Source organism: Bradyrhizobium sp. BRP56 (assembly GCF_020194035.1).
Classification (GTDB): domain Bacteria; phylum Pseudomonadota; class Alphaproteobacteria; order Rhizobiales; family Xanthobacteraceae; genus Bradyrhizobium; species Bradyrhizobium australafricanum.
Window position 1 is genome coordinate 25,695 of record NZ_JADYVV010000020.1, and the last position, 24,377, is coordinate 50,071.

The 24,377-nt window shown below is 64.3% G+C and carries 24 protein-coding genes and 1 pseudogene; 9 read left to right on the plus strand and 16 right to left on the minus strand.

Annotated features, from left to right (window positions below; translation table 11 throughout):
- Window positions 1-34: 34 nt before the first annotated feature.
- The 4 genes from I6F38_RS16310 to I6F38_RS16325 all read right to left on the minus strand — a co-directional run bounded on the left by I6F38_RS16310 (window position 35) and on the right by I6F38_RS16325 (window position 2,598).
- Window positions 35-226, minus strand: a complete 192-nt coding sequence (locus I6F38_RS16310) for a hypothetical protein (RefSeq protein ID WP_026193154.1) — start codon at window positions 224-226, stop codon at window positions 35-37.
- Between the two features lie 116 nt (window positions 227-342).
- Window positions 343-1,254, minus strand: coding sequence for a S49 family peptidase (locus tag I6F38_RS16315; protein ID WP_225161052.1), 912 nt, complete (start codon window positions 1,252-1,254; stop codon window positions 343-345).
- 296 nt (window positions 1,255-1,550) lie between these two features.
- On the minus strand, window positions 1,551-2,354 hold the full coding sequence (locus I6F38_RS16320) for a methyltransferase (protein ID WP_225161103.1): 804 nt from the start codon (window positions 2,352-2,354) through the stop codon (window positions 1,551-1,553).
- A 16-nt stretch (window positions 2,355-2,370) separates the two neighbouring features.
- Entirely contained in the window at window positions 2,371-2,598 is a 228-nt protein-coding gene (locus I6F38_RS16325; RefSeq protein ID WP_026193157.1) for a DUF2007 domain-containing protein, read from the minus strand.
- Window positions 2,599-2,733: 135 nt separating this feature from the next.
- Here I6F38_RS16325 and I6F38_RS16330 point away from each other — a divergent pair, with 135 nt between their 5' ends.
- Window positions 2,734-3,744: a polyprenyl synthetase family protein gene (locus I6F38_RS16330; protein WP_057015096.1), complete on the plus strand. Its 1,011-nt coding sequence runs from the start codon at window positions 2,734-2,736 to the stop codon at window positions 3,742-3,744.
- A 174-nt stretch (window positions 3,745-3,918) separates the two neighbouring features.
- Here I6F38_RS16330 and I6F38_RS16335 read toward each other — a convergent pair whose 3' ends face one another.
- The gene (locus I6F38_RS16335) at window positions 3,919-4,758 is read right to left on the minus strand and encodes an AraC family transcriptional regulator (RefSeq protein WP_057014919.1); all 840 of its coding nucleotides are present in this window, start codon (window positions 4,756-4,758) and stop codon (window positions 3,919-3,921) included.
- Between the two features lie 239 nt (window positions 4,759-4,997).
- Here I6F38_RS16335 and I6F38_RS16340 point away from each other — a divergent pair, with 239 nt between their 5' ends.
- Window positions 4,998-6,239, plus strand: coding sequence for an ABC transporter substrate-binding protein (locus I6F38_RS16340; RefSeq protein WP_225161053.1), 1,242 nt, complete (start codon window positions 4,998-5,000; stop codon window positions 6,237-6,239).
- A 223-nt stretch (window positions 6,240-6,462) separates the two neighbouring features.
- On the plus strand, window positions 6,463-7,566 hold the full coding sequence (locus I6F38_RS16345; protein ID WP_092085751.1) for a mandelate racemase/muconate lactonizing enzyme family protein: 1,104 nt from the start codon (window positions 6,463-6,465) through the stop codon (window positions 7,564-7,566).
- A gap of 141 nt (window positions 7,567-7,707) precedes the next feature.
- On the opposite strand, the gene I6F38_RS16350 is transcribed toward I6F38_RS16345, so the two are convergent.
- Window positions 7,708-8,079: a hypothetical protein gene (locus I6F38_RS16350; protein ID WP_225161054.1), complete on the minus strand. Its 372-nt coding sequence runs from the start codon at window positions 8,077-8,079 to the stop codon at window positions 7,708-7,710.
- A gap of 194 nt (window positions 8,080-8,273) precedes the next feature.
- On the opposite strand from I6F38_RS16350, the gene I6F38_RS16355 reads away from it, so the two are divergent.
- Window positions 8,274-8,498, plus strand: a complete 225-nt coding sequence (locus I6F38_RS16355) for a hypothetical protein (protein ID WP_225161055.1) — start codon at window positions 8,274-8,276, stop codon at window positions 8,496-8,498.
- A 90-nt stretch (window positions 8,499-8,588) separates the two neighbouring features.
- Here the strand turns inward: I6F38_RS16355 and I6F38_RS16360 are convergent, their stop codons facing one another.
- The 3 genes and pseudogenes from I6F38_RS16360 to I6F38_RS16370 form a co-directional block, all read right to left on the minus strand.
- The gene (locus I6F38_RS16360; RefSeq protein ID WP_016848367.1) at window positions 8,589-8,726 is read right to left on the minus strand and encodes a hypothetical protein; all 138 of its coding nucleotides are present in this window, start codon (window positions 8,724-8,726) and stop codon (window positions 8,589-8,591) included.
- A gap of 31 nt (window positions 8,727-8,757) precedes the next feature.
- The gene (locus I6F38_RS16365) at window positions 8,758-9,192 is read right to left on the minus strand and encodes a cupin domain-containing protein (protein WP_057014914.1); all 435 of its coding nucleotides are present in this window, start codon (window positions 9,190-9,192) and stop codon (window positions 8,758-8,760) included.
- Window positions 9,193-9,511: 319 nt separating this feature from the next.
- A pseudogene (locus tag I6F38_RS16370) lies at window positions 9,512-10,168 on the minus strand (glutathione S-transferase).
- A gap of 171 nt (window positions 10,169-10,339) precedes the next feature.
- On the opposite strand from I6F38_RS16370, the gene phaZ reads away from it, so the two are divergent.
- Window positions 10,340-11,563, plus strand: coding sequence for a polyhydroxyalkanoate depolymerase (phaZ, locus tag I6F38_RS16375; protein WP_225161056.1), 1,224 nt, complete (start codon window positions 10,340-10,342; stop codon window positions 11,561-11,563).
- Window positions 11,564-11,757: 194 nt separating this feature from the next.
- A complete protein-coding gene (locus tag I6F38_RS16380) occupies window positions 11,758-12,552 on the plus strand; it encodes a substrate-binding domain-containing protein (protein ID WP_225161057.1) in 795 nt (264 codons plus the stop codon).
- Window positions 12,553-12,731: 179 nt separating this feature from the next.
- On the opposite strand, the gene I6F38_RS16385 is transcribed toward I6F38_RS16380, so the two are convergent.
- The 6 genes from I6F38_RS16385 to I6F38_RS16410 all read right to left on the minus strand — a co-directional run bounded on the left by I6F38_RS16385 (window position 12,732) and on the right by I6F38_RS16410 (window position 20,085).
- A complete protein-coding gene (locus I6F38_RS16385) occupies window positions 12,732-14,468 on the minus strand; it encodes a bifunctional protein-serine/threonine kinase/phosphatase (RefSeq protein ID WP_225161104.1) in 1,737 nt (578 codons plus the stop codon).
- A gap of 60 nt (window positions 14,469-14,528) precedes the next feature.
- Window positions 14,529-15,347, minus strand: a complete 819-nt coding sequence (locus I6F38_RS16390; RefSeq protein ID WP_137480433.1) for a formate/nitrite transporter family protein — start codon at window positions 15,345-15,347, stop codon at window positions 14,529-14,531.
- Window positions 15,348-15,778: 431 nt separating this feature from the next.
- Window positions 15,779-16,525, minus strand: coding sequence for a transporter substrate-binding domain-containing protein (locus I6F38_RS16395; RefSeq protein WP_225161058.1), 747 nt, complete (start codon window positions 16,523-16,525; stop codon window positions 15,779-15,781).
- Window positions 16,526-16,682: 157 nt separating this feature from the next.
- A complete protein-coding gene (locus I6F38_RS16400) occupies window positions 16,683-17,108 on the minus strand; it encodes a DUF4399 domain-containing protein (protein WP_225161059.1) in 426 nt (141 codons plus the stop codon).
- Between the two features lie 37 nt (window positions 17,109-17,145).
- On the minus strand, window positions 17,146-18,690 hold the full coding sequence (locus tag I6F38_RS16405) for an SUMF1/EgtB/PvdO family nonheme iron enzyme (protein WP_225161060.1): 1,545 nt from the start codon (window positions 18,688-18,690) through the stop codon (window positions 17,146-17,148).
- 204 nt (window positions 18,691-18,894) lie between these two features.
- Complete coding sequence (locus tag I6F38_RS16410; protein ID WP_225161061.1) at window positions 18,895-20,085, minus strand: MFS transporter; 1,191 nt, start codon at window positions 20,083-20,085, stop codon at window positions 18,895-18,897.
- 74 nt (window positions 20,086-20,159) lie between these two features.
- Between I6F38_RS16410 and I6F38_RS16415 the strand changes: the two genes are divergently transcribed.
- Complete coding sequence (locus I6F38_RS16415; RefSeq protein WP_225161062.1) at window positions 20,160-20,972, plus strand: helix-turn-helix transcriptional regulator; 813 nt, start codon at window positions 20,160-20,162, stop codon at window positions 20,970-20,972.
- 158 nt (window positions 20,973-21,130) lie between these two features.
- Window positions 21,131-22,483, plus strand: a complete 1,353-nt coding sequence (locus I6F38_RS16420) for a malonyl-CoA decarboxylase (RefSeq protein ID WP_225161063.1) — start codon at window positions 21,131-21,133, stop codon at window positions 22,481-22,483.
- Window positions 22,484-22,623: 140 nt separating this feature from the next.
- Here the strand turns inward: I6F38_RS16420 and I6F38_RS16425 are convergent, their stop codons facing one another.
- Window positions 22,624-24,036 carry a TonB-dependent receptor gene (locus I6F38_RS16425; protein WP_225161105.1) on the minus strand — a complete coding sequence of 471 codons (1,413 nt, stop codon included), beginning with the start codon at window positions 24,034-24,036 and terminating at the stop codon, window positions 22,624-22,626.
- On the opposite strand from I6F38_RS16425, the gene I6F38_RS16430 reads away from it, so the two are divergent.
- On the plus strand, window positions 23,918-24,370 hold the full coding sequence (locus I6F38_RS16430; protein WP_225161107.1) for a hypothetical protein: 453 nt from the start codon (window positions 23,918-23,920) through the stop codon (window positions 24,368-24,370). The two genes, I6F38_RS16425 and I6F38_RS16430, sit on opposite strands and share 119 nt — an antisense overlap.
- Window positions 24,371-24,377: the final 7 nt, after the last annotated feature.

The following is a 24,377-nucleotide window of genomic DNA, read 5'->3' on the forward strand; positions in this document are numbered from 1 at the left end:
TCCGGCACCGCCATTTTGCGGATTTTAGAGCTGGTTAGCCCGGGCGATAGGCCCCGGTCACGGGGTCGCGGCGCAGGGTCTTGATTTCGCCCGCGCGGGTGGCCTCGGCCACGCGGGACAATCGCGCCTCTTCGAGTTCCTGGTTGATCCGGACGGCCGTCTTGTACGCCCAGCGGACCACGGCCAGGCTTCCCAAGACGCCTGCGAATGCAATCAGCGGCGGCATCGGTCGATCCTTGTCGTTCACGTCTGTCAGGCCCCCAATGACAGGCATTCTCGCGCAAGGCGGCCTGCGCCGCAATCGCGGTTTTGGGGCTAAATGGCGCGCTCACATCCCTGTGTTCACAGCCCGAATCTGGCCCAAATCGCCCGGGTTTCCAGCGCCGAGATCACCTCGTCCGGCAGCGCGGCCAGCCCGTCCAGCGCCGCCAGCGACCCTGCCCCCGGCGCCCGCCGGCCGAGCAGGCCGGACAGCAAGCCGCTGGCCGGCGCAATCACCGGGGTCAGCACCTTGTCGCCATAGCGGGCCCGCAGCGTGGAGCGGATGTCGCCGATGCCGTCGGCGAGCCCGAGACCGATCGCGGTATCGCCGGCCCAGTATTCACCGGTGAACAGCATGTCGTCGGCGCCCTTGAGGCGGCTGCCGCGGCTCTGCTTCACCAGCGTGATGAAGATCGCATGGATCTCGCGCTGGATCGCCTTCAGCCGGGCGACGTCGTCGGGGTTCTCGGGAAGGAACGGATCGAGCATCGCCTTGTGGCTACCCGCCGTATAGAGCCGGCGCTCGACCCCGATCTTCTTGATCAGCCCCTCCAGGCCAAAGCTGCCGCCGACCACGCCGATCGAGCCCAGGATCGAGGACGGGTCGCAATAGATCTCGTCGCCCGCGCAGGCGATCATGTAGCCGCCGGAGGCCGCGACGTCCTCCACGAACACCAGCACCGGCAGCTTCTTCTCGGCGGAGAGTTGCCGGATGCGCAGATAGATCTGCCGTGACTGCACCGGCGAGCCGCCCGGCGAATTGATCACCAGCGCCACCGCCTTGGCATTCCGCGTGCCAAAGGCGCGCTCCAGCATCTTGGCGACGCCGGAGAGTGTCATGCCGGGCCGCAACGGCGTCACCGCGCCGATCACGCCTGCCAGCCGCACCACCGGCACGACGGCCGCGCCGCGCCTGAAGCGCGCCGGCAACACTGCCTGCACGCGTTCGAGCAGTCCCGAACGTCCAGCGTGATCACTTATTTGTTCACTCATGCCGTTACCTCGAATTAACCACTTTTTATCACGCCACTGTCATTGGAATCCGTGGAACGCGTTTTGCATTTTGTCATTGGGGCTGCAATGCGCGGGCGGAGAGGGACTCATGAAAATCTATCTGCTGATTTTGCTGATCGGTACACTCCTGGCGGCGATCCACTTCACGTCCACGCCGGACCGCCAGTCGGAAACGGCTTCGCAGTGATTTAGTGCCTCCGACGATGTGGGCAGCATGCCTGCCCGCTAAAGCGCAATGCCATCGCGCCTTGGCTTCTTGTTCGAGCATGATCTTTTTAGCGCCGCGCCAGCGGCAAATCCCCCTTCCCGGCCAGAATCTCCTGCACCCATTTGTTGGGCACGCCTGACTCTTCATTGAGCAGCAGTGCGGCATGCAGCCGCGTCGGCGCCCGGCCGCCCTTGGTCGCCCGCACCAGGATTCGGATCGCCGGCGACGTCCCGTCGCCGTGAACCGGCAGGATCTCGAGGCTGCCAAAACCGCGGTCCAGCGCGGCCAGCACCTCGGCAATGCCGTCGGCCCGCCAGATCAGCGCAAGCTGCCCGTTCGACTTGAGAATTCGCCGCGCCGCGTGAACCCAGCCGGCCAGCGTGGTCGCGGTCGCGACATGGGCGCGCTCGCGCACACCGTCCGGCGAGGCGCGGTGCCGCGACGGATCGTTGAACGGCGGGTTCATCAGCACGACGTCGGCGCTATCCGGCCCGAGGCCGGCATCATCGAAGGCTGCGGCGCCGGCTTCGACATCAAGCACGATCACCTTCGCCATGATCGCGTTGGTGGCGGCATTATTCCGCGCAAGCTCGGCCAGGGCCGGGTCGATTTCGACCAGGACGAGATCGATCCCCCTCACCCGCCGCGCCACCGCCAGCCCGGCCGCGCCGACGCCGGAGCCGAGATCGACGACGCGGTCGCCTGATCGAGCCGGCGTCGCCGCGGCGAGCAGGATCGCGTCATGGCCGGCGCGGTGGCCGCTGCGGGGTTGCCGCAGGCGCAATTGGCCACCGAGAAATCCGTCTTCGGTGATCCCGGCGGCCGCAGACTCGCTTTTTGACGCGTTTTCTTCACGCGAACCGGGGCCCACTTTGCTCGAAAACGCTCTAGTCATCGGCCCGCAATTCGTGGCCGAGGCCGGCATCGGTCAGGAGCTGACGGGCCTCGTGGTTGTCGTCCTCATGCACCAGGATCCGCCGCGGCAAGACGCCGAGCGAGCCCTCGATGATGCTCATGTTCTGGTCCAGCACCAGATGATGGATGTTAGCGCTGTCGAGCAGCGCGCCGATGGCGGAGACCAGCACCATGTCATTGGTCCGTACCAATTCCCGCAAAATACGCTCTCCTGTCGCCCCGGCAGTGCGGCACTTGCGCCACATGTCAATAACTTGATGGCCTTGCCGCTGCACCGCTCAGTTTCTATTGTTATAGCTGAGCATAGTGCGTATTCGGCAAAATTGGAGACCAGCGTGGCGGTTATTGTACCCTTCGAAAGCCCGTCCAATGCTTCGATCGACGGGCTGGTGGGACTTCTCGCCGCCGACATGGAGCGCGTCAACGCGACGATCCTTTCGCGGACCGGCTCCGAGGTCACCATGATCCCCGAGGTCGCCAATCACCTGATCTCCTCCGGGGGCAAGCGGTTGCGCCCGATGCTGACGCTGGCAATGGCCCAGCTCGCGGACTATTCCGGCGACGGCCATATCAAGCTCGCCGCCGCGGTCGAGTTCATGCACACCGCGACCCTGCTGCATGACGACGTGGTCGACGAGAGCGAGCTGCGCCGCGGCAAATTGTCCGCGCGGATGCTGTGGGGCAACGAGGCCAGCGTGCTGGTCGGCGACTTCCTGCTCGGCCAGGCGTTCCGGATGATGGTCGAGGTCGGCTCGCTCCGCGCACTCGACATCCTCTCCGCCGCCGCCGCCACCATCGCCGAGGGCGAGGTGATGCAGCTTGCCGCCGCCAAGAACACCGCGACCACCGAGGACGAATATCTCGCCGTGATCCGCGGCAAGACCGCGGAGCTGTTCGCCGCCGCCTGCGAGGTCGGCCCCGTGATCGCCAACCGTCCGAAGGCCGAGCAGACCGCGTGCCGCTCGGTCGGCATGAATCTCGGCATCGCCTTCCAGCTCGTCGACGACGTGCTCGACTATGGCGGCAAATCCGCAAAACTCGGCAAGAATGTCGGCGACGATTTCCGCGAGGGCAAGATCACGCTCCCGGTGGTGCTCGCCTTCCGCCGCGGCAATGATACCGAACGCAAGTTCTGGATCCGCGCGCTGGAGCGTGGCGAGATCGGATCGGCCGACCTCGATCACGCGATCGGGCTGATGACCAAGCACCGCGCCCTCGAAGACACCATCAGCCGCGCCCAGCACTACGGCGCGATGGCGGTCGACGCGCTGGCGCTGTTCCCGCCCTCGCCGATGAAGACGGCGCTGGAAGAGGTCGTCGCGTTCTGCCTGGCGCGCTCTCATTGATCTAGGCACTCGCGAACAACAAGACGGTGTCGTCCCTGCGAAAGCAGGGACCCATACTCCGCGGCGAGAGTTTTAGGCGGGACTCGTCATTCCAGCGTCACGCAAATAACAAGCATCGGTGGTTATGGGTCCCTGCTTTCGCAGGGACGACAGGGTTTGCTGCACTGGTGCCCGTTACTCCTTCACCGGCACCCAGATCTCCAGCCCGCCATTGCCGGTACTCGCATCGAACTTCTCGTCGTAGCGCTCGAAGTTCGGCGCGTCCGCGACCTTCATGCCGGATTGCGGCAGCCAGCGATTCCAGATCGTGTTGACGGTGCGGCGGATGGTCGAGATGTGGTCGGCGTGGGTGAACACGACGTATTTCTGCTCGGGAATCCGGACGCGCGCGAACTCGCGCGGCAGGTCGGAGAAATCGGCAACCTCGACGCCGGCGATGTAATCGAAATTGCCGGCATCATCGCCGTTGCAGCAGACGCCATAGGCGACATTGCCGACCTGACGGGGGATATGCGCGCATTGCTGGTGGAAGCCCTGCCACTGGTTCGGAATGCCGGCATCGCTGCCATTGCCGTGGTTGTAACGCTCGCCGATGCCGGCGACGAGGAACGCCTTCCCGGTGGCGATGCGCGGCGGATCGATGTGGTCGAGAGCTGTCGAGATCATGGTGATCGGCTCCTGGAGATTGAGTGTCGTCAGGCACGTTGTCGCGCGCACCGTCTCGGGCGTGACGCCGAAATGGTCGCGAAACGCGCGGGTGAATGCTTCGTGGGAGCCGTAATCCGCATCCAGCGCGAGGCTGAGAATATCGGGCGCACCGGCCGCGAGTTGGCGCGCGGCTTCGCTGAGCCGCCGGGCCCGCACATAACGCATCACCGAGAACCCGGTCGCCTCCGCGAACGCCCGCACCAGATGGAAGCGCGAGACGCCGGCAACGGCGGCAATCTCGTCGAGCGTCAGCGGCGCGCCGAGATGGCTTTCGATGTACCAGAGCGCCTTCTGGGCTGGATTCATAGATGACGGCTTTCCTGCAAAGCTTGGGCATCATGCACGGCTGCCGCGCGCGGCATTTGACAGTCCTTGCTACCCGGGCGGCGAAACCGTGGTTCCGCTCCACGGAAATTTACCCGCAAAGCCGTCGCTGGCAACAATGTTGCAATCGTGCATACTCGCCGACGCATCGATCCGACGGCTCATCAAGCTGCCCGATAATCAAGACTGCAAGAGCCGCGGCCAGCATGTCAGGGAGGACAATGATGCACCACCAACGCTTGAGCTATGCCAACTGCGTCAAATCAGCGGCGCTTGCGGGGCTTTTGACGATCGCCGTCGCCAGCGCCGCCAACGCGCAGAAGAAATACGATCCGGGCGCGACCGACACCGAGATCAAGGTCGGCAACATCATGCCCTATTCCGGTCCGGCGTCCGCCTACGCCACGATCGGCAAGACCGAAGCAGCCTATTTCAGCAAGCTCAACAGCGAAGGCGGCATCAACGGCCGCAAGGTCAACTTCATCTCCTACGATGACGCCTACTCGCCGCCGAAAATGGTCGAGCAGGCCCGCAAGCTGGTCGAGAGCGACGAGGTGCTCCTGATCTTCAATCCGCTGGGCACGCCGGGCAACACCGCGATCCAGAAATACATGAACGCCAAGAAGGTGCCGCAGCTGTTCGTCTCCACCGGCGCGGCCAAGTGGAATGATCCGAAGAACTTCCCGTGGACCATGGGCTGGCAGCCGAGCTACCAGGTCGAAGCGCGCATCTATGCCAAGTACATTCTGCAGAACTATCCGGGCAAGACCATCGGCGTGCTCTATCAGAACGACGATTTCGGCAAGGACTATCTGATCGGCCTGCATGACGGGCTCGGCGACCAGGCCAAGAAGCTGATCGTCGTCGAATCCTCCTACGAGACTTCGTCACCGACGGTGGATTCGCAGATCGTGCAGATCAAGGGCGCCAACCCCGACATCTTCGTCAACATTGCAACGCCGAAATTCGCGGCGCAGGCGATCAAGAAAGCCGCCGAGCTCGACTGGCATCCGGTGCAGTTCCTGACCAACGTCTCCGGCTCGATCGGCGGCGTGATGAAGCCCGCTGGCTATGAAGCGAGCCAGGGCGTGCTGTCCACGGCGTATCTCAAGGACCCCAAGGATACCGAGTGGAAGAACGATCCGGCGATGACCGAGTGGCGCGCCTTCATGACCAAGTGGTATCCCGAAGGCGACCTCGACGACGCCGCGACCGTATTCGGCTATGGTGTCGCCAAGGGGCTCGAGCAGGTGTTGCGACAGTGCGGCGACAATCTTACCCGCGAGAATCTGATGAAGCAGGCGGCCAGCCTCAACCTCGAGATCGGCATCTATCTGCCCGGCACCAAGATCAGGACCGGGCCGGACGACTATGCGCCGATCGAGCAGCTGCAGATGATGCGCTTCAAGGGCGAGAGCTGGGAGCGGTTCGGCCCCATCATGAGCGGCGAGAAGAGCAGTTGAGGGCTTTCCTCCACAACTTTGCGGTTCGTGATGCCCGGCCGTGCGCCGGGCATCCACGTCTTCGACATGATTCACGAGCAAGACTTGTCGCAAGCAAGACTCGTTACGAGCAAGATTTGCGATGGCCGGAACCCAGACCAGCCGAAGCGACGCCGTTCTTCAGGCTCAAGTGTCCGGCCACCACGAATTCCAGGCACATCCTGCGATCGGAAGGACAACAACAATGAAAATCACCGACGTCCGCGCCCACCATATCCGCATTCCCTATGACGCCGGGCCCGCGAGCTTCCGCCAGGGAGCTTCCGCGATCTCGGCGCTCGACATGGTGCTGGTCGAGGTTTCGACCGACGCCGGCCTCACCGGCTGGGGCGATGCCTTCGCCTATGTCTGCCCGAAGACGAGCTGCACGGCGGTGGCCGAGATGATCGCGCCGCAGGCCCGCGGCCTCGAGGTGCCCGACGCCGCCAGCATCCCCGCCGCGATGGAGCAGATCCAGCGCAACCTGCATCTGTTCGGCCGCTACGGCATCACGATGTTTGCGATCTCGGCGCTCGACATCGCGCTATGGGATCTCGCCGGCAAGGTGAAGGGCGTGCCGCTGCATCAACTGATCGGCGGCGCGAAGCGCAGCACGATCCCGGCCTATGCGAGCCTGATGCGGATCGGCAATCCCGCGCATATCGCCGCCGAATGCAAGAAGGCGATCAAGCTGGGCTATTCCGCGATCAAGCTGCACGAGACCACCGTGCCTGCGGTCACCGCCGCGCGCGAGGCGATCGGCCCCGGCGTGCCGCTGATGGTCGACATGAACTGCCCGCTGGACGGACCCGCGGCGATCCAGTTCGCGCGCGACTGCAAGCAGGCCGCGCCGCTGTTCCTGGAGGAGCCGGTCTGGCCGCCGGAGGATTTTGCGACGCTCGCCGAGGTGCGCAGAGAAGGCCGGCTCGATATCGCGGCCGGCGAGAACGCCTGCACCGTGCATCAATTCCGCCAGATGATGACCGCGGGCGCGGTCAGTCACGCGCAGCCCTCCGTGATCAAGGTCGGCGGCATCACCGAATTTCTGAGGGTGGCCGTCCTCGCCGACGAGTTCGGCGTCCAGGTGATTCCGCACTCGCCCTATTTCGGGCCGGGCTTCCTCGCCACGCTGCATCTGATGGCGATCCGCGACGCGGGGCTGATCGAGGTGTTCTTCATGAAGCGTCCCGCCTGCCTGTGGGGCGACCGCATCGACGTCGACGCCAACGGCCATGTCGCCGTGCCGCAGGGCCCCGGCCTCGGCTACGAGCCGGACCGCGACGTGATGGAGCAGTATCGGGTGGCGTGAGGAGCCCGGCTCGTTCCATCGTCATTGCGAGGAGCTCGCGACAAAATTGCAAAGCAATTTTGCGCTGAAGCGACGAAGCAATCCATCTCTCCGCATGCGCCGTGGAATGGATTGCTTCGCTTCGCTCGCAATGACGATTTCCTACTTCGTCCCGTCCTTCGCGGCGGGCGCGGCATCCTTCGCCGGCGGCGCGTCGGCTTTCTTCTTCAGGTCCTCGGTCAGCTTGACCTGCGCTGTTTGCAGATCGGTGACGAGCTTCTGCAAGTTCGCGACCGAACTCTGCAAGCTCACGATCTGCCGGTTGGTGGCATCGAGCTTCTGCTGATGATCCGATGTGAGCTTGTTGATCGTCTTCTGCAGGAAATCGACATTGCTCTGCAGACAGCTGGTGCGCCGCTCCATGGTTTTCTCGACGGTGCAGATCTCGATGCCGGGAACGTCCTGCGCATGCGCAGTTCCGGCGAGGCCGAGTGCGAGCGGTGCCAGCAAGGCGAGAACAAAACGAGCAGTCATCGGCGTCTCCAGGCAAATGCGTCATTCACAGTTTTGTGCTCGCGACGCTGAAAGCGAGGCAGACATACCACACTGAAACCGCATTCAAGCGGTGTGCTTCACCCATTACGGGACTACTCGTGGGGACGGGGGCCTTCGGAACTTGTTTGGTTCGATCCCTTTTGGCTCGACCTTGGGCAGTGGAGACAGATCGCATGGCAACGCGCGAAAAACGGTTGGCGCAATTCGACGGCAATGGCGAACCTGCGCCGGAACAGCGCGTGGAAGTACTTTGTGAGGATCATAGCGGAACGTATCAGCTGCCGTTCGCCTGCCGCTTCGTCAACGGCCAGTGGCGCAACGACACCACCGGCGGCGCGCTGGAAGCCAACGTCATCGCCTGGCGGAAGCCGCGCGAGAAGCAGGCGGGCATGGCCTGAGGCCGGCATCGGCGCGCGCTGTTTCAAAACGCGACGCGCGCGCACCGTGCCTTAAGATTTGGAACGCGGGTGGAACGAACCGCGTCCGAATCACTGATCGAGCAGCGTACTGCGTTGTTCACGGCTAGATGTGGTCATCAGCCCGAGGCTGCGCACCACATACAGAAGCATGACGATCGGCCGCAGCCAGCGGCCGATAACAAAGGTTAACTCCTCCGCAGACGACATTGCGATCCCTCCTCTCTGTCCTGCTTGGCGATCATTTCCACGGCGTGATCGGCGGCACCGCTTCGGTCGCCGGCGGCACGTCCACGGTCTTGAAATCGGCGGGGCTGACGATTTCGAGGTATTCCATGTCCTTCGAGTAATCGAACAGGTAGTGGGTGATGCCGGGACGCTGATGGATGACGTCGCCGGCCTCGACCAGCGTCTCCTTGTCCTCGTACATGAAGCGCGCCCAGCCCTTGGTCATGATGACGATCTGAAAATCGCACAGATGCTTGTGCCAGCCGGTGCCCTGCTCCGGCGGCATGTCGGGATTGGCCTTGACCAGATGGCAGATCACCTGCCCGCTGGTGGCGTCGGCGATGCCGAGATCGCGATACAGGAAGAAGTCGCGCAGACCTCCGCCCTTGAACTCGGTGTCACCGGGTTTGACGTGGGAAAATTTGCTGACGACGGCGTGCTGGTTCATTTCAAGCCTCCACGGTTCTCGTGTTCGCGAGATCGCGGCGCGGCTCGGCGTCCAAATTTTCGGCAGCGTCGCATCGTCGCGGTCACAGCTCGGTCATGCCATGCGAAATCCTTGCCAGCCGGATTGGGCTGCGGCGAACCGTCTCGCCATGCGCTGATATCGCCGCGGAAGCATTTGGAGCGAGGCGCGAATTTGCGCCTCAGTGGCTGTCGCGCGCGTCCGTCGCGCATGGCCGGTGCCCGACGCCGACGGCACGTCCATTGAGCAAGGCTTGCCTCGTGCTTGAGCCGCCGATGCAGGCAGGCCAGGCGAGCGCTGCCTAATATTCGACCTCGAGCTCCTCGACGTCGGCCGGCTCCGCCTTCGCGGCCTCGATCCATTCCTGCATCTCGGGCATCGTCATGATGGTGCTGGCATACACCGCAAGCGCAGGCTCGAGCTTGACGTCATAGGTCATGAAGCGGGTCACGACCGGCGCATACATCGCGTCCGCCATGGTGCGGCGTTCGCCGAACAGGAACGGCCCGCCCGACGCGGCGAGACAATCACGCCAGATGGTGCAGACGCGGTCGATGTCGGCCTGCGCCCGCGACCAGATCTTGAAGCCGGGGAAATGGCCCTTGAGATTGACCGGCAGCGAAGAGCGCAGCGTGGTGAAGCCGGAATGGATTTCGCCCGAGATCGAGCGGCAATGCGCGCGCTGGATCCGGTCTTCCGGCAACAGCCCTGCATGCGGCATGATCTCGTTGAGATACTCGCCGATCGCGAGCGTATCCCAGACCGTCGCGCCGTCGTGGCGCAGGCAGGGCACCAGGATCGAGGACGACAGCAGCAGCAGCTCGGCGCGGGCCGACGGGTCGTCGGGCGCGGTGACCACCTCCTCGAAGTCGAGCCCGGCGAATTTCGCCAGCAGTCAGCCGCGCAGCGACCAGGAGGAGTAATTCTTGCTGCTGATGGTGAGTGTCGCTTTCGCCATATCTGTCCCTCACGCCTGAACGCGTCCTCAGCTCCCGGATATCGCGCCGGTTCAGCCGCCGCGCACCCGGAGCTATCAGCTTTTGCAGCAAGCCACGTGCCAATTTGCCGGGCGGCCGGCCCGCCTCTGGCGTCGATATTGCATGGCAAGCCAAGCCACGGGTGGATGCGTATGATGTCAATGATGTACCAAGCCTATCAGAACCACATGGACCTCACGGCGCCATGGCGGACCGGGGCTGCAGCGGCGCTGAAATACCTCAATCTGGTGCCGCAGGGCGCCGCTGACCGGATGTATGGCCGGCTCGCGGCCGCGCTCGAGCTGATCTCGCGCTCCAGCCTGACCTACGCGCGGCCCCCTTATGGCATCGGCAGCGTGACGGTCGGCAACAGGGAGTTAGAGGTGACCGAGGAGGTCGCCTATGCCACGCCGTTCGGCTCGCTGCTGCATTTCAGGAAGGTCGACGGCCCGGAGCAGCCGCGGCTGCTCTTGGTGGCGCCGATGTCCGGGCATTTCGCCACGCTGCTGCGCGGCACCGTCAAGACGCTGCTGCAGGACCACGACGTCTACATCACCGACTGGCACAATCCGCGCGACATCCCGCGCAGCGAGGGCCGCTTCGGGCTCGAGGACTACACCGACCATCTGATCGACTTCCTCGGCCAGCTCGGCCCGCGCGCGCATATGGTGGCGATCTGCCAGCCTTCGGTGTCGGCGCTGGCGGCCGCCACGATCATGTCGGAGGACAATCACCCGGCGCGGCCGGCCTCGCTCACCCTGATGGCCGGGCCGATCGACACAAGGATCCAGCCGACCAAGGTGAACGAATTCGCCAAGAGCAAGCCGATCAAATGGTTCGAGGATAATCTGATCAACTACGTGCCCATGCAGTGCAAGGGCGCGTTGCGCCAGGTGTATCCCGGCTTCGTGCAGCTCACGGCGTTCGTGTCGATGAATCTGGAGCGGCACATCAAGCAGCATATCGATCTGGCCCACCATCTCGCCAAGGGCGAGACCGCCAAGGCCGAGGTGATCAAGACCTTCTACGACGAATATTTCGCGGTCATGGACCTGCCGGCGGAGTTTTACATCGAGACGGTGCGCGACGTATTCCAGGACCATCTGTTGCCACAGGGCATGCTGATGCATCGCGGCCGCCCGGTGAATCCGGCGGCGATCCGGCGCATGGGGTTGATGACGGTGGAAGGCGAGAAGGACGACATCTGCTCGATCGGCCAAACGCTCGCCGCGCAAGACCTCTGCACCGGGGTCCGCACCTATCGCAAGGTGCATCACATGCAGGCTGGCGTCGGCCATTACGGCGTGTTTTCCGGCAAGCGCTGGAACAACGAGATCTACCCGCTGCTGCGCGACTTCGTGCATGTGAATTCGTGACGGATCGGCAACGATCTTTCCCCGTCATTGCGAGCGAAGCGAAGCAATCCATCGTTCCACATGGGCGGAAAGGTGGATTGCTTCGTCGCTATGCTCCTCGCAATGACGGGTGGCGGCTAGCCACGCATCGACTCGCGCTATAGTCTCCCGGCCACGACGACCCGCTTCCGAAGAATCGTCCAGGGAGAAACTCCATGCGCGCGCCCACTGCCTTCCGTGCCCTCACGCTCGCCGTCATCGGCGCCCTCGCCTTCACCTCAGCCGCATCCGCCGCCGAAGTCCATGTCATGATCTCGGGCGGACTGACGGCGGCCTACAAGGCGCTGGTGCCGGAGTTCGAACGCAAGACCGGGCACAAGGTGGTGACCGCCTTCGGGCCGTCGATGGGCACCACGACCAACGCCATTCCGGTGCGGCTGGAGCGCGGCGAGCCGGCCGACGTGCTGATCATGGTCGGCTATGCGCTCGGCGATCTCATCAAGCAGGGCAAGGTGCTGGCCGACAGCCGCGTCGACCTCGTGAAGTCGCCGATCGGCATCGCGGTGAAGGCCGGCGCACCGAGGCCGGACATCGGCTCGGCCGACGCCGTCAAGCAGGCGCTGCTTTCGGCAAAATCGGTCGCCTATTCCGACAGCGCCAGCGGCGTCTATGTCTCGACCGAGATGTTCGCAAAGCTCGGCATCGCCGATCAGATGAAGGACAAGGCGCGGATGATCCCGGCGACGCCGGTCGGCGAGATCGTGGCCAAAGGCGAGGCCGAGATCGGCCTGCAGCAGATCTCCGAGCTGAAGCCGGTCGCCGGCATCGACATCGTCGGTCCGCTGCCGGAGCCGTTGCAGAAGATCACGGTGTTTTCTGCCGGGATCGCGACGGTTGCAAAGGAGCGTGAGGCCGGCAAGGCGCTGATCAGCTTCCTCGCCTCGCCGGATGCGCATGACGCGCTGGTGAAGAGCGGGCTGGATCCGATCGCGGCGGGTGGGACGCACTGAAGTCGCCTTCCCTCTCTCCGTCATCCTCATTCCCTCCCCGTCATCCTGAGGCGCGAGCCTTGCGGCGCACTTGCGCCGCTGGGCGAGCCTCGAAGGATGAATCGGCCACCAGCGGGGCCGTTCATCCTTCGAGACGCGCTCCGCGCTCCTCAGGATGACGGGAAGAGGGCCAGCTATCCCTACCGCCAATGATGCGCGCCGTAGGCGAGCAGCAGCACCACGACCAGCGCTAGCAGCAGCGTGGTCGACTTCCAGAACAGCACCGGGTTGCGCTCGATCAGCGGGGTCGACGACGTCGTCAGATATTTTGCGTTGGGATTGCGCAGGTCGAACAGGAACTCGGAAAAGCTCTCATAGCGCTTGAGCGGATTGGCATGCACGGCGCGCTCCAGCGCGCCGTCGACCCAGCCCGGGATCTCGCGCCCGCGATGCGCGGCCGGACGGTAGACCAGCCGGTTGAAGTCGGATCGTGTCCGGGCCCGCGCGATCTGCGCGCCATAGGGCAAGCGTCCCGTCAGCATCTGGTAGGTGACGACGCCGAGCGAGAACAGATCGGAGCGCGCGGTGCCGCCCTCGCCGAGGAAATATTCCGGCGCGGTGTATTGCTGGGTGCCCAGGATATCCTCGACGCCCGCCGGCGCCGCGTCTGCGACACCTGCAATCCGCGTTGAGCCGAAATCGATGATCTTCACCGTGCCGGTCCTGTCGATCATGATGTTGTCGGGCCTGACGTCCTGGTGCAGCATCTCCTTGCGGTGGAAGGCGCGCAGCCCTTTTGCAATTTGCTCGGTGATGCCGCGTACCGTCTCCAGCGCCGGCGCTGGATTGTCCGTGATCCACTGCGTCAAGGTCTGGCCGTCGATATATTCCATCGTGACGTAAAGGAAATTGCGCTTGCGCTGCGGCAGCCACGACTTCAGCACATGCGGGCTGTCGATCCGCCGGGCGACCCATTCCTCCATCATGAAACGCTTCAGATAGGCCGGATCGTCGCGCAGGTCGATCGAGGGGATTTTGATCGTGACCGTGGTGGCGCTGTCCTCGTCGACCGCGAGATAGATGTGGCTGCGGTGCGATGCATGGAGTTCGCGCACGATGCGATAGCCGTCGAACAGCATCCGTGCGTCGAGCAGCGGCGGCAGCGGCAGTTCGGTCGGCTGGCCGAACACCTCGCCGGCATCGCCGTCGGGCAATTCGTCGATCCGGACGATCTGCACGGTGAGATTGTCCGGGCTGCCGTTCTCATAGGCCTGCTCGACGATCGATTTCGCCGCAGCATCGAGAGACGCGGCACCGTCTTTGATGGTCTTCGCGAGCTGCCGCGCCGGGACATGCTCGTAGATCCCGTCGGTTACCAAGAGGAAGATGTCGCCGCGCTCCAGCGGGAGAGCCTGGTAGTCGATCTCGAGCTGCGGGTTCACACCGAGCGCGCGGCCGAGATAGCTCTGCTGCGAGGAGATCACGACGCGGTGGTCGTTGGTCAGTTGCTCGAGGCTGTTGCCGGCGACGCGGTAGATCCTGGAGTCGCCGACGTGGAACAGATGCGCCGTGGTCGACCGGATGACCAGGGCGCTCAGCGTGCAGACGTAACCCTTGTCCTTGTCGTAGGGATTCTGGCTGCGCCTGGTCTGCGCGTGCAGCCAGGAATTGGTCGCCTCCAGCACCCGCTGCACCGAGGTCTTCACCGACCAGGATTCCGAGGTGCAGTAGTAGTCGGTCAGGAAGCCCTTGACCGCGGACTCGGCGGCGATGCGGCCGACGCTGCTCGAGGAGATGCCGTCGGCAAGCACCACCGTGATGCCCTTCAGGCCGAGCAGCGGCTCCTCGGGGATCAAGGCGCCGTGGAAGTCCTGATCGGCGTCCTTGCGGCCCTGATCAGAGAATTGCCCGACCGATATTGTCAGCGCGCGCGGCATCGACCGTCCCAAAGCCAATGGGGCCCTCCGTGACAGGAGAGCCCCATAAGTCGTCGAGGATCAAGCCGCGAGGCGCTGGCGCTTCGGCGCCGTCTTCACATGCGTGGTGTAGAGCGTGAGCCCGGTGAAGGCGAGGCCGCCGGCGAGGTTGCCGAGCACGGTCGGGATCTCGTTCCAGATCAGGTAGTCCATGATCGAGAACTTCGCATGCAGCATCAGTCCCGACGGGAACAGGAACATGTTCACCACCGAATGCTCGAACACCATGTAGAAGAACACCAGGATCGGCATCCACATCGCGATCACCTTGCCGGGCACCGTGGTGGAAATCATCGCGCCGACGACGCCGGTCGAGACCATCCAGTTGCAGAGCATGCCGCGGATGAACAGCGTGGCCATGCCCGCCGCGCCGTGCGCCGCGTAGCCCAGCGTTCGGCCCTCGCCGATATTGCCGATGGTCATGCCGACCTTGTCGGGCTCCTGCGTGAAGCCGAACGTCGTCACGAACGCCATCATGAACGCCACCGTGAGCGCGCCTCCGAAATTGCCGATGAAGACGAGAGCCCAGTTGCGCAGCACGCCGCCGAGCGTGACGCCGGGGCGCTTGTCGAGCAGCGCGAGCGGCGAGAGCACGAACACGCCGGTCAATAGATCGAAACCCAGCAGATAGAGCATGACGAAGCCGACCGGAAACAACAATGCTCCGACAAGCGGCTGACCCGTATTGACGTTGATCGTCACGGCGAACCATGCTGCCAGCGCCAGGATCGCGCCGGCCATATAGGCGCGGATCACGGTGTCGCGGGTCGACATGAAGATCTTGGATTCGCCGGCATCCACCATCTTGGTGACGAATTCGGACGGAGCGAGATAGGCCATTTGTAAATTCCCCTTACGCAATTCGGCCGCGCCGGTTGCCTGCCGGAAGCGACGCGGGTTGGTTGAAATGCTCGTTCGTCCGGGAGATGGGGGGTCAACGATTGCTCGAGACGCCCGGGCCGGGCGCCTTGATCCCCTCGCCTCGGCCAGCATTGGCCTCGGCAATCCGGAGGACGGCAGTCGTCATTGACTGGTGCAATCAAAAGCAATGGATGTGCCAAGCCGCGACGCTGGCGGCTGGCTTTAAATCCCCGTCAATACAATGAGTTAGGCTCGTGGCGCAGGAACCGCACGGCGCGATGGCGCGGAATTATGCAGCATGCCCAGATGTCGCCCAGAGGATGCGCGCCCCTCCATCACCGTCATCCCCGCGCAAAGGCTTCGCCTTTGTCGCTGGGGTGACGGGGAAAGAGTCGATACGCACCGCTAGTTCACTTCACCTCGGTGCGGACCGGTGCGTCCTTCAGCCCGTTGTTGTCGTAGGCCTTGCGCAGCGTGCCGTTGGCGATCGCCTCCGTCATGAACCTGGTGGCGAAGGCCGCGGCGAGCGGATGGTTGAGCGGCACCGCGACCGCGGTGACGGTCTGCTTGAAGGTCTCGTCCAGCACGCGCGTGCCCGGGATCTTCTTCGCCATCGCGTTGAGCTGATCGCGCGACAATGCGAAGGCGTCGATCTCGCCGCTCTTCAGCAGATTGAAGATCTCGTCGTAGGTCTGATAGCCCGTGACCTTGGCGTGCTTGAGATGGGCGATCGCGCCGCGCATCGTGGTGGTGGCATTGACGGCGGCGACCTTGACGCCGTCCTGGTCGAGCGTGGCGAAATTCGTGATCGTCGAGCCGGGCTTGACGATATAGGTAGCGTCGGCAACCTCATAGATCGGCCCGAACGTCATCTTGGTCTCACGCTCGGGATCCTTGGGCAGGAAGGTGATGTCCCAGGTGCTCTTAGCCGCCGCGTCGGTGATCTGGCCGGAATTCTGATGCACGACATATTCGACCGGGATGCCGAGTTGCGTCGCCATCTCGCGGCCGAGATCGACGGGAACGCCCGCATAGCCGTTCTCGGTCTTGGTCGACCAGAACGCGCCGCCGGCCGGGCTGATCGCGATCGCGACCCGGAGCTTTCCGGTCGGCGCGATCTGATCCTTCAAGGCGTCGGCATCCGCTGATGTGGCCATGACAATCACTCCCAGAACGAGGCCGGCCAGACGCAGCAGTCGAGACGACATCAGACGTCCTCCACGCCGAATCTTGCTGTCCGGCAGGCGCGCAACAAACCGCACGGCGCGGCCTTGTGCAAGCGCCGGTTCCCGCAAGGGAGCTATCCGTATCGGCCTATCTGACCCGGATGGTGATTTTTTCGGAGACGACCGGCGGGCTGAATGGATAGTGCTTGGCGTCGCCCAGCACCAACTGCAGGGTGTGCTTGCCGGGCGCCAGGTCGAGCTGCGTCTCGGTCTGGCCCGCACCGAAGTGCAGATGAGACTTGTCCGACGGAATCGGCTCATTCGGATTCAACGGCTCATTCACGTCGATCAGAAGATGGTGATGGCCGCTGTTCGGGTAGTCGTCGCCGGCATGGGTGACGCCCATGTTGCGCAGCCCAAAGCGGCACCAGAACGGGCTTTTGAGCTTGGCGCCGTCGCGCGGCCAGATGAAATACAGCTTGGTGTCCTTGCCGGCCGGCTTGTTCTGCGCGTCGGCCGGAGCCGCGAACAGCGTCAGTGCCGCGGCGAGCATGATCAAGCTTGCACTTTTCATAGCCCCTCCATGAAGCCTGGCGATCAGGGATGATCGCTCAGGGAGACAGCGCGACCCGGAAACCGTGGGTCGGATAACGGACATTGGTGTCGTAATTGTCGCGATTGGCCGGACGCACATAGCGTGCGTCATTCTTCCAGGAGCCGGAGCGGATGACATGCGAGGCGCAGTCGCCGCCGGGCCAGACCGCACCGTCGGTCGGCGCGCCCTGGTAATTCCTGTGCCAGCAATCCTCGACCCATTGATCGACCCCGCCGCCCATATCGTAGAGGCCAAACGGATTCGGCTTGTAGCTGCCGACCTTGACCGGCTGCTCGGCCGAACTGTCGCCGCCGCAATCCTTGCATCCGGCGTGGCCCGATTGCACCTGGTCGCCCCACCAGTACTTCGATTGCGTTCCGCCACGCGCCGCATATTCCCACTCGGCTTCGCTCGGAAGCCGGTAGGGCTTCTTGGTGCGCTCGGCGAGCCAGGTCACATATTGCTTCGCGTCGCTCCAGCTCACATTGGTGACCGGAACGTCGTCCTTGCCGCTGGCCGTGAAGCCGCAAGCCTTGGCCGCCGCGCAGGCGTTCCATTCGCGGACCGTGACCGGATATTTGCCCATGGCAAAGGGCTTGACCGTCACCCGGCGGATCGGCCGCTCGGAAGGATCGTCGTTGCTTCCCATCGAGAAGCTGCCGGCTTGAAGCGAGACCAGTTCGGGTTCCGGCAGGTCCGGGGTGGGGCTCGCGGAGGGCGCGGGTTGAGGCGACGCTTGCTGCGTCGGTGCCGCCGGGATCGGACTTGCGGTTTGGGTCGGAGCCGGGCTTGGTGCCGGTGGCTGGACGGCGGGCGATGCCGTCGGTGCCGGAGGCGCCTGCGCCACGTCGGCCGGCTTGCCGCGCGGTTGGGCGAGCAGATACCACAGCACGCCGCCGGCGATGATCGCGACCGCCAATCCGAGCAGCGTGAGCAGGACGGACTCGCGGCGCCTGCGCGTCCGTTGGTACGCGGCGGCATCCGGCAGCACACGATAAACCCGGACCGGATCGGTGATGTTCTTGACCTTGCGGTCGCCAAGCGATTCGTATCCGCAGACCATCTTGTGCTTGATCTGCTCGTAGATGCCGCCGGAGATGAAGACATCACCTGGCGCCGCGATCCCTTCCAGGCGCGAGGCCACGTTGACGCCGTCGCCATAGATATCGTCGGGCTCGATGATGACGTCGCCGAGGTTGACGCCGATCCGGTATTCGATCCAGTGATCTCTCGCGATCGCCGCGTTGCGGCCGATCATGTTCTGCTGGATCACGATGCTGCAGCGGACGGCCTCGACCGGACTGTCGAACATCGCGATAAAGCCGTCGCCGGTGGTCTTGACCAGCTTGCCGTGGTGCTCGGCAATGGTGGGCTCGATCAGATCGCGCAGGGTCCGCTTGACGCGCGTATGCGTGCCTTCCTCATCGAGCTGCATCAACCGGCTGTAGCCGGCGATATCGCCCGCTACGATCGCGGCCAGGCGCCGCGGCATTGAATCGCCGGGAGGCTGGGTATTGTCGGGCTGTGACCGGCCTGACTTGAAGTCGCGAATTTCTCCCATAGCGCTCCGGCTGCTCCGCAAAGACGTGTTCAAGGCGCAACCGGCGCCTTCGTCCCCGAGGCCCGTTTCAACCTACCACACCTGCGGGTCGGAACAAAGTTCGCGAAGCGTGACCATGTCACGGTTGTCCGCCGTCGGCCGAGCCGCCCGCCGGTCGGGCACGCCTCGTCGCAACGGCAAACGAGCGGCAAAACCGCCCCTGCGTCAGCCCGCCTGCGTGGCCGGGGTGCGGATCTCGCGCGGAAGGATGATCGCGGCCGCAATCGCCAGCAGGCACAGCGCCGCGAACGCGCGCAGCATCATCGAGAAGCCGCCCTGGTCGTGCAGCCAGGCGACCAGGCCGACGGAAGCGCCGGCCGCGGTGAAGCCGACGAAATAGCGCACCGCATAGGCGCGCGAGCGCCATTCCTCGGTGGTGTACTTGCCGACCATGGCATCGTTCACCGTGACCTGCCCGAACGCGCCCATCACGATGCCGATCGAGACCACGATCAGCGGCAGGTTGTTTAGGCTCGCCGCCAGATAAAGGAACGGCGCCAGCAGGAACGACAGCGGCAGCGCCACCGTCTTCAGCGAATATCTGTCGAGCAGCTTGCCGATGGTGTACTGCGTCATCGCGCCGAACACATAGACCCCGGCCGCGATCACGCCGAGCAGCGCCGGGCTCTTGGTCAGGTCGGCGAGCCGTTCGGCGAACAGCTTCGGCAGCGCCACCGTCACCGCGTTGAAGGTGGTGGAGATCGCGATCACCACGATCAGCAGCGACAGCACCACGCGCCACATGTCCTCCTTGGCGACCCGCACCTGCGCTGCCGCCTGCCTGGAGCCCTTGCGGTCCTCATGCACCACCGTCATCGCAAAGGCGATGCCGATCAGCACGGTGACCGTGCCGGGCACGATGAAGGCCCAGCGCCAGCCGAGATACTGGCCGATCACGCCGGTCACCAGCGCCGACGAGGCGACGCCGAGATTGCCCCAGACGCCGTTGATCCCCATCTGGGCGCCGAGCTTCTCGGCATAGGACACGATCATCGCGGTGCCGACCGGATGGTAGATCGAGGCGAAGACGCCGATCGCCAGCAGCGCGGCGCCGAGCTGCAGCGGCGTCTGCACGAAGCCGACCGAGATCATCGACAGGCCGATGCCGACGAAGAAGATCACCATCATGTGGCGGCGGCTCCAGCGGTCGCCGAGCCAGCCCGTAATCAGCGAGCCGGCGCCGAAGGCGATGAAGCCCGGGGTCGCATAAGGCAGCAGTTCCGAATAGGCCATGCCGAGCGCCGGACCCATGATGATGACGGCGGCGGCGAAAATCAGCATCGCGTAGTGATCGATGAAATGGGCGGCGTTGACGAAGGTGATCACCCGGCTTGGACTGTTGCAAGGACTGTTCATCGGCACGTCTCTCACGCGATTCTTCAATTGCTCGAAAATAGGTTATAGGTACTTGTCCTGACGGGATGTCGCCAATGACTATCGCTGAGCCGCCAATAAGAGCCCTCCACCAGGACCGGCGCGTCACCGGGGACGGCGTGCATCTGGTGGCGCGCAGCTACCGCAAGGGCGTCCGGCTCGACCCGCACATGCACCGCGAGGCACAGCTGGTCTATGCCGCCAGCGGCACCATGCAGGTGACGACGCCGAAGGGCCGCTGGCTGGTGCCGCCGGACCGCGCGGTGTGGGTCCCTGCCCTGCTCCCGCACGCGATCGACGTGCTTGCCGACATCGAGATGCGCACGCTGTATTTCGACCAGGCCTGGCTCGCGCGCGAAAAGCGCAGCGACAGCCTCGACCACGAATTCGTGGTGCGGGTCTCGCCGCTGGTGCACCAGGCGATCCTCGCGCTGTTCGACGCCTCATGCGGACGCGAGCGCACCGATCTGTTGATCCGCCTCGTGATGCTGGAGCTGCACCAGGCCGAGAATTCCGCGACCTTCATCCCGCTGCCGCAGGAGCCGCGCTGCCGCCGCGCCGCCGACCTCGTGCTGGCCGATCCGACGCGGGACCACGACATCGACGCGCTGGCGCGCACGGTCGGCACCTCGGCGCGGACGCTGTCGCGGCTGTTCTCGGCTGAGACGCAGCTCTCGTTCAAGAGCTGGTGCCAGCGCGCCCGCATCGCGGCCGCGATCGAGCGCCTGTCGAGCAGCGCGAACGTTTCGGTCAAGCAGGTCGCCTCCGACCTCGGCTATGCCAGCGTGCCGGCATTTTCCCACGCGTTCCGGCAGGTTACCGGCAAGACACCGACCGCGTTCGCGGAGAAAACGTGCGAGAAAACGTGAACCGGGTTTGTCACCGGGCGCAACGACGACGAATTATACCGCTGTCGCTCTGCGACATATTTCCGTACGATCCCTGCGCTTGATTGCAGTGCTCCCGACCTTAAATCCCGTGTAAGGTCCGGCTTCACTGGATACGACCTGCTGGATACGACCTGCTCATGGCCAATGCCTTCTTCTCCGACCTGCTCTCGACGATTTCCGAACGCGGCCGCGTCCTGCTCGGCCGCGCCAGCCCGGCCAACGACAAGCAGGATGCGTCCGAACTGCTGGAATTGTGCGAGGCGCTGCTATCCGGCCGCGGCGAAGCCTCCGGCACCGCGATGGCGCGCGAAGTGCTCGACCGCTACCACCATCTCGATGCCGCCGGGCGGCTGTCGTTCTTCCAGACGCTGGCCCGCGATTTCGGCCCCGATCACGCCAAGCTGGCGCAGGCGATCGAAAGCTGGCGCGCCAAGGCCAATGGCGATGACGCCAGCGACCTGCATTTCGCCTCCGAGCCGCGCCGCCAGGAATTGATCCGCCGGCTCAATCGCGCGCCGGGCGGCACCGGCGAGCTGGTGTCGATCCGCTCGGATCTGCTTTCATTGATGAAGGGCAACAAGGACCTCGCCGCGCTCGATCGCGACGTGGTGCATCTGCTCTCGTCCTGGTTCAACAGGGGATTCCTCGTGCTGCGCAGGATAGACTGGTCGTCGCCGGCCAATATTCTGGAGAAGATCATCCGTTATGAGGCCGTGCACGAGATCCGCGATTGGGACGATCTGCGCCGCCGCATCGATCCGATCGATCGCCGCTGTTACGCCTTCTTCCATCCGGCGCTGGCCGACGAGCCGCTGATCTTCGTCGAGGTCGCGCTCACGGAAACCATCCCGGGCGCGATCGCGCCGCTGCTTGCGGAAGAGCGCGAGCCGGTGCCGGTCGAGCGCGCCCGCACCGCGGTGTTCTATTCGATCTCCAACACCCAGCGCGGCCTTGGCGGCATCTCCTTCGGCAGTTTCCTGATCAAGCAGGTGGTCGAGGAGCTGCGCCGCGAATTGCCGAAGCTCGACAACTTCGTGACGCTGTCGCCGGTGCCGGGCTTCATGCAGTGGGTCAAGCAGGCCGACGACGTGCCGCTCACGGAGGAGGACCGCCAGCTGCTGGAAAGCCTCGGGAAGCCCGACTGGTTCGAGAACGCCGAGCTCGCGACCCAGCTGCGCGCCGTGCTGGAGCCGCTTGCCGCCTACTATTTCCTGAAGGCGCGCACCCCGAAGGGACGACTGATCGATTCGGTCGCGCGCTTCCATCTCGGCAACGGCGCACGCTTGGAGCGGATCAACTGGCTCGGCGATCTCTCACCCAAGGGCCTGCGCGAATCCGCCGGCATCATGGTCAACTACCTCTACCGCCTCGACGACATCGAGAAGAACCACGAGGCCTACGCCAACAATGGCGACGTAATCGCCTCGAGCGCGGTGAAGAAGCTGCTGAAGGGCGAAGGCCGGCGGCTGCTGGACATGCGGCTGGGGTAGGACGCCGCTCTATCCACGTCATTGCGAGCACACCTCTCTACCGTTGTCATGGCCGGGCTTGTCCCGGCCATCCACGTCTTTCTTGTAGACCGCGGCAAAGACGTGGATGCCCGGGACAAGCCCGGGCATGACGGTGAAAGCTAAAACCTCGCCCGCGCCATCAGCCTTACCGTCCGCCCCTGTCCCGGCGAGATATTGTTGTTGCCGTCAGCCGACGCCCAATAGCCCTTGTCGAAGATGTTCTCGACGTTGAGCTGGGCGCTCCAGGTCTCGTCGATCTTGGCATAGATCGCCGCATCGAACCGCACGAAGCCCGGCAGCCGCACCGTATCGTCGGACGAGGCGAAGGAATCGCCGAAATAGATCACGCCGAGCGCGGCGGCCCACATCGGCGTGAACTGATACTTGTTCCACCAGGCAAACTGATTGTACGGCACCAGCTGGACGCGGTTGCCGGGCACGACGGTCGCCGAGGTCGCTCCGGTGATCTTCGCGTCGGTGTAGGCATAGGCCAGCGACGACTGCCATTGCGCGGTGACATAGCCGGTCAGGCTGGCCTCGACGCCTCGCGTGAGCGTGCTGCCGGAGGGGAAGAAGAAGCCGGGATTGTTGCCGTCGGCGATCGGCTGGTTGGTGCGGTTCAGATTGTAGACCGCGGTCGAGAACAGCAGCTTCGGATTGATGTTCCACTTCATGCCGAGCTCGACATTCTCGAAGCGCTGCGGCTGCAGGATCAGGGTGCCGTCATTCAGCGCGCTGAACTGGTCGCCCGAGGCCGGCAGGAAGGAGATGCTGTAGGCGGTGTAGACCGACATCGAATCGATCGGCTTGATGATCAGGGCGCCCTGCGGCGACACCAGATTGTCGACGCGATTGCGCTTGATGTTGGTGTTCATGTCGGTGGCCGACATGTCGTAGCGATCGAACCGCGCGCCGGCGATGATCTGCACGGCGCGCGAAATCTCGATGGTGTCCCTGAGATAGCCGGACTGAATGTTCAGCGCATAGCGGCTGTTCGAATCGGGCGCGGTGACGCCGTCGCTGTTGGTGCCGGTGAAATGGTGAAGAAACGTCACCGGGCCGAAATAGGTCGGCGCGAACGGGTTCTGCATGATGGTGTTGGTGCCGTGCGGGAACACGCCGGTGTTGCGGATATCGACGCCGGTCTGCCGGCCGAACTCGGTGCCGAAGCCGACCGTGTGGAACAGCGGCCCGGTCCAGGCCTTGTAGGTGAAATCGGTCTGGTTGAAGACATTGTCGCGGTTCGTCGTGTGCTGGTAGGCGCCGAGGTTCACCGCCGTGTCGGCGGGATTGACCGCGCCGGCGAGCGGGCCGCCGGTCGGATAGACGTTCTGATAGAACTTCTGGTAGTCGGCGGCGATGGTGCCGTTGCGCACCGTCAGCCCGTTCTCGAAATCGTGCTCGATAATGGCCATGCCGGTCTGCACCGTCGCCTGCGCGGTGTTCAGGCTTGGGCTGCCGAAGAAGGTCGAGAAGTCGCCGTTCGGCGCGAACGGCGTGGTCGGGTTGAAGCGGGTCGCGCCGCCCGGCAGCCCCTGCGAGGGATTGCCGCGATCGGCGGTGCGCTCGTCGTTGAAAGTACTCGTAGCTCAGTTTGATTTTGGTGTTGTCGTCGGGCTTCAGGGTTACCGTTGGATTGATGCCGTAGCGCTCGAGATGATTGAAATCACGGAAGGCGTCGGCGCCCTCGTAGAACACGTTGAGCCTTGCCGCGACGTTGTCGTTGATCGCCTGTCCGGCATCGAGGCTGACGCGGCGATCGCCCCACGAGCCGGTCTGCGCCGTCGCCTCGTAGACGCGGTTGCCGTCGGCCTCCTTCAGCGTGCGGTTGAGCAAGCCGCCGCCGGCGCCGCGGCCGAAGGTTAGTGCGCTC